This window comes from Caballeronia udeis (assembly GCF_001544555.2).
Taxonomy (GTDB): Bacteria; Pseudomonadota; Gammaproteobacteria; order Burkholderiales; family Burkholderiaceae; genus Caballeronia; species Caballeronia udeis.
On the sequence record NZ_FCOK02000008.1, the window covers coordinates 101091 to 114832 of the forward strand.

Below are 13742 nucleotides of genomic sequence, written 5' to 3' on the forward strand. Positions count from 1 at the left end.
GGTGGTTTTCAAACCCACGCTTTCGGATTTCCGACGTAATTTGTACGACGCATTTGTCGCGGGTATTAGTTAGCGGCCGGCGCATCGCTGTCTTCCACTGCATCTCGCAGAGTCTCATCCGGTCGGAAATCGCTGGGCGCCATCCCCGGTTCCCGGCGGAACATATCGCTGAAGCTGCCAGGCCGATAGCCGAGTGAGCGCGCTGCATGCGCGAGCGCTGCAAAATGATAAGCCGTTTGCAGGTACTCGCTGTCGCACTCCAACCCATGTTCCGCAATCGTGGTGGTGAGCTCTCGCAGCAGGCCATTGATCTCGAAGACGTCAGAGTGCTTGCTGAGACGCTGTACGTCTCTCTCGTGAAGATAGAAGTTGCGCATCTTGACCGCGCTCATCATACGGATGGAATGCACGGTACCCGGCCGTAGCCAGACCGCACGCGCGAGGGACCGCCACATCGAGCGATTCCGCGGCACGAGCGAAGCTGTTGAGCTCGGCGACCTTGGTAAAGATCCGCATCGAATTCACCATGTCCACGCAACCTCTCCTCATGTTGGACGAAGGAGCTGGCATGTTCCGCCGCTGTCAGTCAGATTCTCAGCCAGATCCTCAGGCAGAACATTAACGGTTGAATTGCCTGTTGAATGGTCAATGACTTTCGAGTTTCGGACAGCTATCGCGGCAGTCCAGGCTGCCGGTAGCCGTTGGCCGAAACTCGGAATCGATTGGCATCCGTGCCTTTTCCCAGGAGATAGCATGTGAGGCACCGCGATCGAGCAGGACCCGCGGTCGAGCACACGCACCAGTTTCGTGCTGACCGACTCGTGCCGGCTGGCCCCGGGCGAAGCGCGCATGGAGAAATGATTCCGCCGAGCCCGCCATGATTTTGCTGGCGATGCCGTTGGTGCGACTGACATCCTGATGCAAAGTTTCAGTCGCAATATTGCAATCTGGTTAATGGTGTTTTGGGAAACAGCCGTTCACGACGCGTGAGCATTGCCTCTACTATTGCACCGGCGCCGTATGCGCCGTCAGTCACAAGGAGCCCCATGAATCTTGCTTCGATCCGCAAAGACGCCTTTGCGATGCCTGTTCACAATCCCGCCTATCCCCGCCCGCCGTATCGCTTCATCAATCGGGAATACTTCATCATTTCATACGAAACCGATCCCGATGCGCTGCGCGCCATCGTGCCGGAGCCGTTGCATCCGGAAAACAATCTCGTACATTACGAATTCATTCGCATGCCGGACTCGTCGGGCTTCGGCGACTACACGGAGAGCGGTCAGGTTATCTCGGTGCGGGACCAGCAGGGGCATCTCGGCAACTACACGCATTCGATGTACCTTGATGACGAAGGCCCGATCGCCGGCGGCCGCGAAATCTGGGGCTTTCCGAAGAAGCTGGCCAGGCCGACCTTGAGCGTCGATGGCAACGACACGCTGCTGGGCACGCTCGACTACGGTACGCAACGTATCGCGACCGGCACGATGGGTTTCAAGCACGTGCCGCTCGACATGGAAGTCGAACGCAAGAAGCTCTCGGAGACGCCGAATTACTTGTTGAAGGTGATCCCGCACGTTGACGGTACGGCACGCGTGTGCGAACTGGTGCGCTTCTATCTGCGCGACGTGAGCGTGACCGGTGCATGGTCGGGTCCGGCCGCGCTTGAACTGCATCCGCACGCCCTGGCGCCCGTCGCCGATCTGCCGGTGAAGCGGGTGGTCGGCGCGCGGCATGTGATCGCCAATCTCACGCTGGATATTGGCGAGGTTGCGCTCGATTATCTGGCCACGGTCGAGAGCGTGAAGCTTGCCGCCGTCAATGAATAACGATTCGTGAACCCATAGGGAAGGAAAGCAACATGTCCTTGAACAATAAAGTCGCGCTTGTGACCGGTGCAGCAAGCGGTATTGGTGAGCAGTGCGCACGCAAACTCGCTAGTCTTGGCGCCGCGGTGGTGATCGCCGACCTGAATCTCGAGAACGCGCAGAAGGTGGCCAGCAGCATCGTTGCGGCGGGCGGCAAGGCGCTGGCAGTCGCAATGGATGTGACAAACGAAGAAGCGGTCAATAGCGGCATTGAACGCGCGGTGCAGGAGTTGGGCAGTCTCGATGTGCTGGTGTCGAACGCGGGTATCCAGATCGTTGCGCCTATCGAGGAGTACGAGTTTTCCGACTGGAAGAAAATGTTGGCGATCCATCTTGATGGCGCTTTTCTCACCACCAAGGCTGCTATCAAACACATGTACGCGGGCGGCAAGGGCGGCTCTATCGTCTATATGGGCTCGGTGCATTCACATGAAGCATCGAAGCTGAAATCCGCGTACGTGACAGCCAAGCATGGCTTGCTTGGACTGGCCCGGGTGGTCGCGAAGGAAGGCGGTCCGCGCGGCGTGCGGGCGAACGTGGTGTGTCCGGGCTTCGTTCGCACACCGCTTGTCGACAAGCAGATTCCCGAGCAGGCCAAGGCGCTCGGTATCTCCGAAGACGAAGTCGTCAAGAACGTGATGCTCAAGGAAACCGTCGACGGTGAATTCACCACGGTCGAAGACGTCGCCAATACGGTGGCGTTTCTCACGGGTTTCGAATCGTCTGCGCTCACCGGGCAGTCGGTGATCGTCAGCCACGGCTGGTCAATGCACTAAGGGGTCGCGTATGCGCAGCAGCACAAGAAAAACTAACCGGCAGCCGGATGTGTTCGTGCTGCCGCGCTACGACGAAATTGCCCTGGTGCTTCAGGGCGGCGGCGCGCTCGGGTCTTATCAGGCAGGCGTCTATGAAGGCCTGGCCGAAGCCGGCGTGCAACCGAACTGGATTGCAGGCGTTTCGATCGGTGCACTGAACACCGCGATCATTGCGGGTAATGCGCCGGAGAACCGCGTGGAAGCGTTACGCGGTTTCTGGAATTCGATCTGTCATCCGCTCGACTGGCTCGGTGGCTTGGGCGCCTGGACGCTGCCCGGACTCGGGCTGCAAGACTTGTCGCGCAAGTGGGGCAGCATGTGGGCAGCAGGGCGCGCGTTGACCGAGGGCCAGCCGGGCTTTTTCTTGCCGCGCGTTCCCTTGCCTATGGCCGGTTTCGGCAAGCAAAGCCCTAACGTGGTCAGCTATTACGACACGGCCGCGCTGAGGGAAACGCTGTTGAAGTTCGCTGATTTCAACCGTATCAACGATGGCGATATTCGCGTCTCGGTGGGCGCGGTGAACGTGCGGACCGGCAACCTGGCGTACTTCGACAACACAAAAATGCGCTTGCAGCCGGAGCATTTCATGGCGTCGGGCGCGTTGCCGCCAGGTTTCCCTGCAGTCGAGATAGACGGCGAGTTCTACTGGGACGGCGGGCTGGTTTCCAACACGCCGCTGACCGAAGTGCTTCGTGATGCTGAACACAAGGACACGCTGGTTTTTCAGGTGGATCTGTGGAGCGCGAGAGGTAATGCGCCGGGAGATTTCCTCGACGTGTCCGAGCGTGCCAAAGACATCCAGTTCTCGAGCCGTACGCGTGCCATTACCAGCATACTGGCGGATCGTCAGAAGCATGCACGCTTCATCAAGGAATTGCTCGCGCATGTTCCGCCCGATCTGCTCAAGACCGATCCGCTATTTCGTCTCGCTGAAGAAGCGGCGGACGGCAGCGCGATCAATGTGGTCCACCTCATCTACAAGAACAAGCCTTACGAGGGGCACTACAAGGACTACGAGTTCAGCATCGACACAATGCAGGAGCACTGGGAAAGCGGTCTGGAAGACATCCGCGATTCATTCGCTCATCGGGAGTGGTTCGATGTGCCGAGCCGCGAACAGGGTTTCGTGACGCACGACGTGCATCGCCGGCTTGGCTCTGTGCCGCAGTCTGATCGCGAGATGCCTGAATTGCCTCTTGGCGTGGAACGAAAAGCCGCTGCCTGAACGGGCGCGCATCGGGTGGTCGCCGGATTGACATGGTTCACCCTGGGTCAGGCGACCCCCGAACAACTTGCTGATATGGGCTCCGGAAGTTCCCGATAACGGCCACCGCCGTTTTATGACCACTCATTCTTCACTTTAACTGAATAATCAAATGAGTACCGGTGAAGTGTAACGCGGCTGGGCGCGCGTAAGCTTCGTTATGCGCTTGAACATTTATTCGCGCATTTGCCGGTACTCAGGAGACAGTTACATGAAAATCGTGGAAATCCGCGAGCAAACCATTCCGATCAGTTCATCCATCCGGAATGCGTATATCGATTTCAGCAAGATGACGCTGAGTCTCGTTGCCGTGATCACCGACGTAATGCGTGACGGCAAGCCAGTGGTTGGCTACGGCTTCAATTCGAACGGACGGTACGGCCAGGGCAAGCTGATGCGCGAGCGTTTTATTCCGCGCGTGCTTGCGGCCGAGCCGGATTCGCTGCTCGATGAGTCAGGCAACAACCTCGATCCGCACAAGATCTGGGCCGCGATGTTCACGAATGAAAAGCCCGGCGGTCATGGCGAGCGCTCGGTGGCGATCGGCACGATCGACATGGCGGTGTGGGATGCGGTTGCGAAGATCGAAGGCAAGCCGCTGTTCCAGTTACTGGCGGACCGGTATGGCAACGGCACGCCGGATCGGGAAGTCTTCGTTTATGCAGCCGGCGGTTATTACTATCCCGGCCAGGACTTCAGCAAGCTGAAGGACGAGATGCGCAGCTATATTGACCGCGGTTATACGGTCGTCAAGAAGAAGATAGGCGGTGGTTCGCTCGACGAGGACCTGCGCCGGATCGACGCGGTGCTGTCCGTGCTGCAGGACGGTCAAAAACTCGCCGTCGATGCAAATGGCCGCTTCGACCTGGACACGGCTATCCAGTATGCAAAAGCCCTCTCGCAATACGACCTGTTCTGGTACGAAGAGGCGGGCGATCCGCTCGATTTCGAACTGCAGGCCACGCTGCGCAATTACTACGACAAGCCGATGGCGACCGGCGAGAATTTGTTCTCGATGCAGGATGCGCGTAACCTGATCCGCTATGGCGGCATGCGCGCGGACCGCGATTACCTCCAATTCGACTGCGCGCTGAGCTATGGGCTGGTCGAATATTTGCGGACGCTGGACATGCTGCACCAGCACGGCTGGTCGCGTTCACGCTGCGTTCCTCACGGCGGCCACCAGATGTCATTGAACATTGCAGCGGGTCTTGGCCTGGGCGGCAATGAATCGTACCCGGATCTGTTCCAGCCATTCGGCGGCTTTCCGGACGGCGTGAAAGTGCATAACGGCCATGTGACCTTACCGGATCTTCCCGGCATTGGTTTTGAAGGCAAGAGCGATTTGTATGTCCACATGCAGGCTTTGTCGTCGTAAGGCTTTTCCCTTTCCGTCGTCGCGTGGCCTGGCTACTTTCTAGCGGCGGGTGTGGCGGAGCCTGACGCGACGTATTCATACGCTATTCGGCGCAGTCCCTGGCGCCGGTTGACAGGAATATTGCAATGCAAAAACCTAGCGAGCTTACCGGCCGCGATCTCCTTCGCGATCCCCGTCTTAACAAAGGCTCAGCCTTTAGCGAAGCCGAACGCCGCCAATACCATCTCGAAGGGCTGCTGCCGCCGGGCAGCAGTTCACTGGAATTGCAGGTTGCGCGTACGCACACGGAACTGGCCGCTCTCGACAACGACCTGCAAAAATATCTTCTGTTGTCCGATCTGCAGGCACGCAACGAGACCTTGTTCTACGCCACGATCATGTCCGATCCGGCGACGTTCATGCCCTTGGTATACACGCCGACAGTGGGCGAGGCATGCCAGAAATTCAATCATATTTTCCGTGCGACGCGGGGCATGTATATCCCCATCTCGGCTCGGGGAAGGGTGAAGGATCTGCTGCAGAACTGGCCGGAAACGGACGTTCGCTTCATCGTGGTGACGGATGGCGAACGCATTCTCGGACTGGGGGACCTGGGCGTCGGCGGAATGGGCATTCCTATCGGCAAGCTCTCGCTCTATACCGCGTGCGCGGGCGTGCCGCCCCAATACTGTTTGCCGGTGACGCTGGACGTGGGCACCAATAACCGTGACCTGCTCGACGATCCGCTCTACCTGGGCCTGCGTCAGGAGCGTGTGCGCGGCGACGAATACCATGCGTTCGTGAACGAGTTCGTCGAAGCAGCGCTGGAGTTGCATCCGAAATGCTGCATCCAATGGGAAGACTTCGCCAACTTCAATGCCGTGCCGCTGCTCGCGCGATACAAGGACAAGATCTGCACCTATAACGACGACATCCAGGGCACTGCCGCCGTCGCGCTGGCAGGGATCTTCGCCGCGCTTCACATCTCGAAGCAGAAGCTTGTCGACCAGCGGTTCCTGTTCCTGGGCGGCGGCTCCGCGGGGACCGGCATTGCCGAGCTGATCAGCCAGGCGATGGTGCTGGAAGGCTTGAGTATTGACGAAGCCCGGGCGCGCAATGCGCTGTTCGACGTGAACGGGCTGATGGTGAAATCGCGCCAGGACCTGGCGGATTTCCAGAAGCCTTTCGCGGTGGATCATGCGCCGGTGAGTACATTTACCGACGCAGTGAAGGCGCTGAAACCGACCGGCATCATTGGTGTCAGTACCGTGCCCAAGCTCTTCAACCAGCACGTGATCGAGGCCATGGCGGAGATCAACGAGCGTCCGATCATCTTCCCGTATTCCAACCCGACCTCGCGCTCCGAGTGCACGGCCGAGGAAGCGTACCGGTGGTCCTCCGGCCGCGCTATTTTCGCGAGCGGCAGTCCGTTCCCGCCGGTGGAAATAGAAGGGCGCACGTTTGTGCCGGGACAAGGCAACAATGTCTATATTTTCCCCGCGCTCGGCATGGCCGTGTTCGCCACCCAGGCGACCCGGGTCACGGACGAAATGTTCATTGTCGCGGCGAAAGCGGTGGCCGAGCAGGTCTCGGAAACCAGTCTTGCAACCGGGTTGATCTATCCGCCGCAGAGCAAGATTTTCGAGGCCTCGCTTCATGTGGCCGTGCGCGTGGCCGAGTGCATTTTCGACAATAACCTGGCGCGCGTGCCAAGGCCGGACGACATCACCGCACTGATCCGCGACTGCGCTTACAAGCCGGCGTACGCAACGCTCTAAGCCGGGCGGGTGTTCGATTTGCGCCGAGGTGGGTTTTGCCGGAATGGAGCAAATCGGCGGGTTTGGGCCGGAGAAACCGGCCCAAACCCGCTTCATCGCGCGGATGCGCTAGGCGAGCGCGGCCCGGATACGGTCGATCGCTTTCAGGTCCGGCGCCCCCCGGCCAAGCCGTTCGCGCGGGCACCACGGGTACGGCAGTGAGTCACTCCATCGCAAGATCGGCTCGACCGTGTCCTGCGGCAGCGTGGTCATTTCTTCTATGGTGATTCGAAGTTGCCGGACCTGTCCCGAATCCGCCGCCAACCAGTCGTATCGGCCGAAACCGGCTCGCGCGAGACCGGTGCTCTTCTCCGACATGCACACCAGCCAGTCGCAACTGAACGCCATTCCTGCCGCCGGCGCGTCGCCTATGCAGAAGGTGTAGACATTCTCATAACGCTGGGAAAACTCGCTCACCAGAACATTCGAAATGGCTTTCGCGCCTTTCACTGTGCCCGGAAACGAGATTTCCGAGGTGTTCACTTGCATCGTGAGTTCGGCATCGGCGGTAAAGGCATCCGCCATCAAGAATGGGCGATTACTGTCCTTCGCCCGAATATAGGTCTCGATGGATTTTTGCAGGTTGATCATGGGTGGTTCCTGGGCTTGCCAACAGTGCCGGGCGGGTGCGGGGCCCCAAGTCTATCGCTGCCCGGCGCGCGCGAGGCGTTATCCCTTCGCCCTTGGCGGGCATGCGAGCGGGGCTTTATCCGGGCGTTTTGCCGCCGGATAATTCCGGGTGGGAACCCGTGATCACCCCGGGCTGGATGGCCGGGCCTGGGATAATTGCTTCCTCGAAAGCAAGTTTTCGCGTAGATTTGCGACCGCGAAACAATTGTTACCCGGTAAAAGTAAGAGGAAACCATTCATGACCATTGCCCGGCGAATCCGCGAAGTGTCCAAGTTGAGCGGCGATTTCCTGCTGCGTTCAGGCAAGCGCAGCAACACCTACTTCGACAAATATCGCTTCGAGTCCGATCCCGTATTGTTGAAAGCGATTGCGCAAGCGATGGTGCCCCTGATCCCCCCAGGTACCGAAATACTGGGCGGTCTCGAGATGGGCGGCATTCCGATCGTGACCATGCTCAGCCAGGTGACCGGCTTGCCGGCAGCGTATATCCGCAAGGAAGCGAAAGAGTACGGCACCTGCAAGTATGCGGAAGGCGCGGATCTGGCCGGCCGCAAGCTCGTGCTGGTCGAGGACATTGTGTCCAGCGGCGGCGCCATTTCCGACGCCGTGGCGAAACTGCGCGCTGACGGCGTGCCGGTCTCGCTGACGCTGTGTGTGATCGACCGCGAAAGCGGTGGTAAGGAAATGCTTGCGGGAATCGGGATTGAATTGAAATCCCTCTACACCTTCTCGCAGATCGAAGCGGGTCAGTGAGCGATCAGTGAGCACCAAGCATTGAGCAGTACTCCGCCCCAAGCACTCCACCCCTAGCTTCAATTCATCCATTCCTGAGCGGCCGAGCATGCAGCTTCTTGATCATGTTTCTATCGGTGTTCCCGATCTCGACATCGCCCGGCGTTTTTACGACGCGATCATGAGCACGCTCGGCGCAGCGAAGGTGTATGACTTGCCACACGCGCTGGGGTACGGCGAACGGTGCACCGCGCAGGACGCTGCATCGACCTATCTCGCGGTGTACCTGGATCAAAGCGTAATAGGCGACAACAAGCGGCACTGGTGTTTCAAGGCTGCGTCTCGTGCACAGGTCGACGCGTTCCACGCGGCTGGCGTTGCTGCCGGAGGCCGCTCGGACGGCGCCCCGGGGCTGCGATCTGACTACCATCCAGGTTATTACGCCGCGTTCATCCTTGATCCGGCGGGCAATCGCGTTGAAGCGGTGTGCCACGTTATCGCCTGACGGCTGGATTGCTCCAAGCCTCGCTAGGCGTCCGCACTACCCGAAAAATAGTTATAGGCGCCGGAAAAGTCGTCGGCGGTGATGGCTTGTTCGCCGGTTTTGTCTATAACGATCGTGCCCTGCCGCTGCAGTACAAAACGAGGCGTGCCGGCTCGGGCATCCGCGCTGAGATGTGTCACGCCCGCGGGCAGGTCGAAGCGCGTGGCAGAGCTCCGGACCGACGCCAGCGACACGACGAGCACAGCCGGCGCTGTCAGGAACACCGATACATGAATCTGCGACGACAGCGGTTCGCTGGTGCGCGGTGGCGTGCTGGCATCGTGCGCGTCCGGCCAACGCTGATGATCCTGCCCGAGCGGATTCAACCGATAAAAATAGAACAGCCGATCCCGCGCGATGACAGGCTTGCTACCTGACTTGAACCATTCGATGTAGTACTTACTCGCGTCGAGATAACCGGTATGCGAGAGGAGATCGCCGAAGCGGTCGTCATAGACATGAGCGCGGCCTGTGCCACCGATGGGCGCGACATACGTGGATTCGGCCCAGTCATTCCAGGTCACGATCTGCACCCATGCCACGCCGGATGTGATCGCCGCTTCCCATTCGGCCGCCATGCCGCAGAAACCGCTGGTTTCGAACGCGCGATAGTTGCTGCCCGCCCGCAGCCCGCGATAATACGGCGTGACCGGCGCCATGAATACTTTGCCCCGGGCCTTGAATTCCGCGCTGAGCGCTTCAGTGGACTTCGCGATCAGGTTTGGCGCACCCGCCGCGCCAAAGTAGAAATAACCATCAGCAGTACCAAGCTGTTCTGCGATCTGAGCGGCTTCGCGCGCGGAAATCTGGCGCTCGCCCGAGGACGGGAAAAAGTGTGGCACGAAGAACGCGCCTAGCCGGGCCGCTTCGCGCACGAGTGCCGCGCCATGGGTGTAATCCTTGCCTCCCGCGGCATAGGCGGACAGAACGGGCTTGTTATCAACGCACAATTGCGCCTTGAGACCGCGCGTAGTGGCGACTATGTCCTCGATTTCGTCTTGCGCCCGGCCGTCGGCGGAGACGAACAGCTTGAAGTCGAGGTCGAGACGCGCGGCTGCGTCGTACAGGCGCAGCACGCGTTGTTTATAGTGCGGCTCGTTGCGGTCCCAACCGCCGCAATTGAGTGCGAAGCCGTCGATGCCGCGCGCGTGCGCATCGCGGCATTCCGCCTCATAAGCGGCGACCGTTGCATGCGGACCACCGCGCGGCCACGCGACCATGTAGTGGGCGAAGACGCGTTTGCGCAAACGCCCTGTGGCACGTGGCGGTACGGCGGCGTGAACGCTGAGGGGATCAGCGCAGGACAACGACAAGCAGGCAAGTACCAAGCGACGGCGGCCCGGGATCGGACGTGATGGCATGAAGGGCAGGCTCAAAAGAGTGTCTGCTCCGATAGTAGCCGGATCATGAGGACTACATGTGGAAGTCAGACACGCCGATGACTTGCCCGAAACCAACCGCGAGAGTGTGAATGCGAACGCGCAGGCTCCGGGTTCACTCCGCTGCGCCGGCGTTTGCAATCCCAAAGATTGGTGCGCTTTATGTTGCCGACGGTGGAACCACCGGTGTTGTTGCTATTGCGTCGGGTCGGTGTCAGTCGAAATCTGCTGGTGCCGATGCCCCCGACCCTTTCCGGTCGCGGCCGGGGCGCTGGCTTCAACGGGCGGCGCCGGCGGGTGATTGATGTACTGGAAGTTCTGCGCGATAGCCGAGTTAGCGACCTCCGGGCTCGACTGTGCATAAGTTGAAGAAACGAATAGCAGGCACGTGACGGCCGGCGTGAACAGGATACGGTTCATTGGAGACTCGTTTGTTCGTGAAGAAAAAAAACGGCCCGCCCAGAAGGGCGGGCCAAGCTGCAGTCACTTGCATCACTCACAACCGCGTCTTGGGAGAAGACGCATGATTAGTGTATGCCGTGCAAGCTTCCAGTGCGTTGCAAGACTGCTTACATGCGTTACATCGCATGACAAACGCTCCCTGAAAACAGCGGGAACAAACCTTGCATACGCTTGACCCACGCTGCATGGCGGAACCTGGCATGCAGCGCGATGAATGAACGGCATGTGACGCCCCGATAAATTACAAAATGCCGACGTTGCAATCGTATTGACTGAAATATTCATCAGGCACAATCCGTGTTCTGATTTGCGCCTTGCTTTACAGCCAGATTCATCGCTTGATTAACGTTAACCCCCCATCACTTTTACGCAAAAAAAGTCAGAAAAGTTGTTATCCAATCCGCATCCGTTGCGTTAACAGAAATGTAGGGTGAACAACCATCGACCGGCGGGAACCTCCTGGGGCGCTTGACAGACGACATGACCAACCGCTAATGACGGGGTTGAAGTGTGTTGTTGAACTCGTCCGCCGATGTCGGCGTCTGTACCGCCTGTGCATGAATGACTCGCTATGTGAAGCCATTTCACTTTTTCCCCGCCTTACACTTATGGAAAACACCATGAAGAAAATTGCCATCGCCCTTGCTCTTGCCGCCACGACGCTCTGCGTTATCACTCCGGCCTCCGCCCAGTCGCACCATCGTGAGTGCCACAAAGTGAAGGTGCATCATCATTGGGAAAAGCGCTGCCATTAATTGCCGGAGCTTGCGGTTGATCGATGTGCCGGCTCGGCATCGATGGGCGGTTGGACCCAAGGCATCAACAGTATCTGCAGCAGCTTCAGTAGCGTCATTAAGCAGTCTTTGAAAAAGCCGTTCCGCATTTCACCGGAACGGCTTTTTCACATCCGGCATTTCACCGCGCGACGACTACCCCGGGCGCTGTTGTATTCCAATGACAGGGTTGACGGGCAAGCGCGTACCCATAGAAGAAAGATCGTCGCGTGACGGCCCGGAACGCATAGAATAATTGCATGACGAATGGGCGCCGAGGGAGGCGCTCAGGACCGGGAGCAAAAAGGCAAGTCGAAAGGTGGGACGCGCACGCAAGGCAATGACGGACTGCATGGGTGATTGCGGCTTTAGGAGAACCGTTTCCTGCGGGCGGGAGGGTTGGATCGGCGAAGTGCGAACACGCGCAGGCCGGCTCGGATCTGACAAGCGCCAGACAATGGCGCCTTATCGTTGGAAGCCTTCGAATGTTAAAAAGACCGACTATTTTCTTTCGGCTAAGAGCGGCTTTAGCGCGCCATCCGAATGCAATAGTTCTAGGCAGCATTGTTTTCTCGGTGATCGTGTTCGGGTTCGCCCTCGCTGTTCTGGTGCAGGCGCATCAGGATACGACCGCTCGCGCGATCGAGAATGCGGACAACCTGGCGCGCGTCATTGAACATGACATCACGTACACCGCCCAACTGACGGACCTCTCCATCCGGGCGGCCGTGGACGGCGCACAGGACGCAGACGTCATGCGGCTGCCGGACCGCCTGAGGCGCGAACTTCTGTTCGACAGATCCACTACCGCCAGCCAGTACATAGGTTCATTGTTGTGCCTTGATTCGCAGGGCAAGATCATTGTGGACTCCACGAGCGCGATTCCACGCAGGGTCGACCTGGCCGACCGGGAGTGGTTCGTCGTTCATCGCGACAATCCGAACCTCGGGCTGTTCATCAGCCGTCCGTTGCATTCGCGCCTGGTTCCCGGCGAAGTCGATCTCATGTTCAGCCGGCGGGTGAATCATCCCGACGGCTCGTTCGCCGGCGTCGTGGTGGCAGCCTTCCGGCTCGACTATTTCCAGAACTTGCTGTCGGGAGTCCGGCTTGGCCCCGGGGGCGTCATCACGCTCTTGCAGGACGACGGCCACGTGATCCTACGTTATCCGAACGATGGAAGCGCGGTCGACGAAAACTTCGCCGGACGAAAAAACTTCGAGCGCTTCAAAGAGACGCATGAGACGTCATTCATTAGCGTGTCCGGAGAAGACGGGGAAGAGCGGCTCTATAACTTTCGCACGTTAGACAAGCTGAAGATGATCGTGATCATTGCGCCCGCGGCCCGCTACGTGTTCGCGGACTGGACCAGCCGGGCCTGGTATATCGGCATTGTCACCGCGCTGCTGATTGTGGGCCTGTTGTTCGCGGCACAGCTTCTCTCAGTGGAATTCCGGCACCGCCTGGAAGTGGAGGAGCACTTGCGCAACATGACGCGTATTGACGGCCTGACGGGCCTGAGCAACCGGCGCAGTCTCGACGACCGCCTCATGCTTGAATGGAATCGTTCAAAGCGCTCGGGAAAACCACTGGCGCTTTTGTTCGTGGATATCGACCGGTTTAAAAATTACAACGACACGTACGGCCATCAGGCCGGTGACGACGCGCTGACCGCGGTGGCACAGGCGATTGCGCGAAACAGTCAGCGGCCGGGCGACGTTGCTGCGCGCTTCGGAGGGGAGGAGTTTGTGGTGGTATTGCCGGAGACGGACCGCGCGTCGGCGGCTCTGGTTGCCGCCGCCATTCATGCGGCTGTCCGCGGTCTCGCGATCGAGCACAACGGCAGCGAGCATGGGGTCATCACGGTGAGCATCGGCGTGGCCTGTACCGACACCGAAGAGGTGGCCGACCCGCTTGCGCTGATCAAGGTGGCCGACCAGGCTGTGTATCGGGCGAAGGCTTCGGGCAGAAACCAGACGAGCATGGCCGAGCCATTCGACGGAGCGGCCGTCACGACCTAGCCTGGGTTTGGACGCTCCCGGCTTGTCGCAAGACAGCTCGCTACACGAATGCACCCTGACGTTCGTTCAGCGAGTTCCGATC

Annotated in this window: 13 protein-coding genes; 9 read left to right on the forward strand and 4 right to left on the reverse strand. The window is 59.4% G+C overall.

The genetic code is table 11. From position 1 onward, the window contains the following. Positions 1 to 65: 65 nt before the first annotated feature. Complete coding sequence (locus tag AWB69_RS08475; protein WP_062084273.1) at positions 66 to 455, reverse strand: hypothetical protein; 390 nt, start codon at positions 453 to 455, stop codon at positions 66 to 68. A gap of 591 nt (positions 456 to 1046) precedes the next feature. Here AWB69_RS08475 and AWB69_RS08480 point away from each other — a divergent pair. The 5 genes from AWB69_RS08480 (at position 1047) to AWB69_RS08500 (ending at position 7082) form a co-directional block, all read left to right on the forward strand. After that, positions 1047 to 1829 carry an acetoacetate decarboxylase gene (locus tag AWB69_RS08480; RefSeq protein WP_062084275.1) on the forward strand — a complete coding sequence of 261 codons (783 nt, stop codon included), beginning with the start codon at positions 1047 to 1049 and terminating at the stop codon, positions 1827 to 1829. 32 nt (positions 1830 to 1861) lie between these two features. After that, positions 1862 to 2644, forward strand: a complete 783-nt coding sequence (locus AWB69_RS08485) for a 3-hydroxybutyrate dehydrogenase (RefSeq protein WP_062084277.1) — start codon at positions 1862 to 1864, stop codon at positions 2642 to 2644. A gap of 10 nt (positions 2645 to 2654) precedes the next feature. Further along, a complete protein-coding gene (locus tag AWB69_RS08490) occupies positions 2655 to 3908 on the forward strand; it encodes a DUF3734 domain-containing protein (RefSeq protein ID WP_062084279.1) in 1254 nt (417 codons plus the stop codon). A gap of 250 nt (positions 3909 to 4158) precedes the next feature. Further along, positions 4159 to 5325 carry a mandelate racemase/muconate lactonizing enzyme family protein gene (locus AWB69_RS08495; RefSeq protein WP_062084281.1) on the forward strand — a complete coding sequence of 389 codons (1167 nt, stop codon included), beginning with the start codon at positions 4159 to 4161 and terminating at the stop codon, positions 5323 to 5325. A 125-nt stretch (positions 5326 to 5450) separates the two neighbouring features. Then, on the forward strand, positions 5451 to 7082 hold the full coding sequence (locus tag AWB69_RS08500; protein WP_062084283.1) for an NAD-dependent malic enzyme: 1632 nt from the start codon (positions 5451 to 5453) through the stop codon (positions 7080 to 7082). A gap of 108 nt (positions 7083 to 7190) precedes the next feature. Here AWB69_RS08500 and AWB69_RS08505 read toward each other — a convergent pair whose 3' ends face one another. Next, positions 7191 to 7712 carry a hypothetical protein gene (locus AWB69_RS08505; RefSeq protein WP_062084285.1) on the reverse strand — a complete coding sequence of 174 codons (522 nt, stop codon included), beginning with the start codon at positions 7710 to 7712 and terminating at the stop codon, positions 7191 to 7193. 277 nt (positions 7713 to 7989) lie between these two features. Between AWB69_RS08505 and pyrE the strand changes: the two genes are divergently transcribed. Together pyrE and AWB69_RS08515 are read left to right on the forward strand one after the other, a co-directional pair. After that, on the forward strand, positions 7990 to 8505 hold the full coding sequence (pyrE, locus tag AWB69_RS08510) for an orotate phosphoribosyltransferase (RefSeq protein WP_062084288.1): 516 nt from the start codon (positions 7990 to 7992) through the stop codon (positions 8503 to 8505). Positions 8506 to 8593: 88 nt separating this feature from the next. Next, entirely contained in the window at positions 8594 to 8989 is a 396-nt protein-coding gene (locus AWB69_RS08515) for a VOC family protein (protein WP_062084291.1), read from the forward strand. Positions 8990 to 9012: 23 nt separating this feature from the next. Here the strand turns inward: AWB69_RS08515 and AWB69_RS08520 are convergent, their stop codons facing one another. Continuing rightward, positions 9013 to 10275: a glycoside hydrolase family 71 protein gene (locus AWB69_RS08520; protein WP_231937030.1), complete on the reverse strand. Its 1263-nt coding sequence runs from the start codon at positions 10273 to 10275 to the stop codon at positions 9013 to 9015. A 327-nt stretch (positions 10276 to 10602) separates the two neighbouring features. Further along, on the reverse strand, positions 10603 to 10827 hold the full coding sequence (locus tag AWB69_RS08525; RefSeq protein ID WP_062084295.1) for a hypothetical protein: 225 nt from the start codon (positions 10825 to 10827) through the stop codon (positions 10603 to 10605). A 662-nt stretch (positions 10828 to 11489) separates the two neighbouring features. On the opposite strand from AWB69_RS08525, the gene AWB69_RS50290 reads away from it, so the two are divergent. Continuing rightward, on the forward strand, positions 11490 to 11624 hold the full coding sequence (locus AWB69_RS50290) for a hypothetical protein (protein WP_269447470.1): 135 nt from the start codon (positions 11490 to 11492) through the stop codon (positions 11622 to 11624). A gap of 503 nt (positions 11625 to 12127) precedes the next feature. After that, a complete protein-coding gene (locus AWB69_RS08530) occupies positions 12128 to 13660 on the forward strand; it encodes a GGDEF domain-containing protein (protein WP_082913310.1) in 1533 nt (510 codons plus the stop codon). Positions 13661 to 13742 lie beyond the last annotated feature (82 nt).

Bases quoted from the DNA above. Each gene is read 5' to 3' on its own strand.
- AWB69_RS08475 (WP_062084273.1), bottom strand. From the start codon at position 455: ATGTGGCGGTCCCTCGCGCGTGCGGTCTGGCTACGGCCGGGTACCGTG.
- AWB69_RS08480 (WP_062084275.1), top strand. From the start codon at position 1,047: ATGAATCTTGCTTCGATCCGCAAAGACGCCTTTGCGATGCCTGTTCAC.
- AWB69_RS08485 (WP_062084277.1), top strand. From the start codon at position 1,862: ATGTCCTTGAACAATAAAGTCGCGCTTGTGACCGGTGCAGCAAGCGGT.
- AWB69_RS08490 (WP_062084279.1), top strand. From the start codon at position 2,655: ATGCGCAGCAGCACAAGAAAAACTAACCGGCAGCCGGATGTGTTCGTG.
- AWB69_RS08495 (WP_062084281.1), top strand. From the start codon at position 4,159: ATGAAAATCGTGGAAATCCGCGAGCAAACCATTCCGATCAGTTCATCC.
- AWB69_RS08500 (WP_062084283.1), top strand. From the start codon at position 5,451: ATGCAAAAACCTAGCGAGCTTACCGGCCGCGATCTCCTTCGCGATCCC.
- AWB69_RS08505 (WP_062084285.1), bottom strand. From the start codon at position 7,712: ATGATCAACCTGCAAAAATCCATCGAGACCTATATTCGGGCGAAGGAC.
- pyrE (WP_062084288.1), top strand. From the start codon at position 7,990: ATGACCATTGCCCGGCGAATCCGCGAAGTGTCCAAGTTGAGCGGCGAT.
- AWB69_RS08515 (WP_062084291.1), top strand. From the start codon at position 8,594: ATGCAGCTTCTTGATCATGTTTCTATCGGTGTTCCCGATCTCGACATC.
- AWB69_RS08525 (WP_062084295.1), bottom strand. From the start codon at position 10,827: ATGAACCGTATCCTGTTCACGCCGGCCGTCACGTGCCTGCTATTCGTT.
- AWB69_RS50290 (WP_269447470.1), top strand. From the start codon at position 11,490: ATGAAGAAAATTGCCATCGCCCTTGCTCTTGCCGCCACGACGCTCTGC.
- AWB69_RS08530 (WP_082913310.1), top strand. From the start codon at position 12,128: ATGTTAAAAAGACCGACTATTTTCTTTCGGCTAAGAGCGGCTTTAGCG.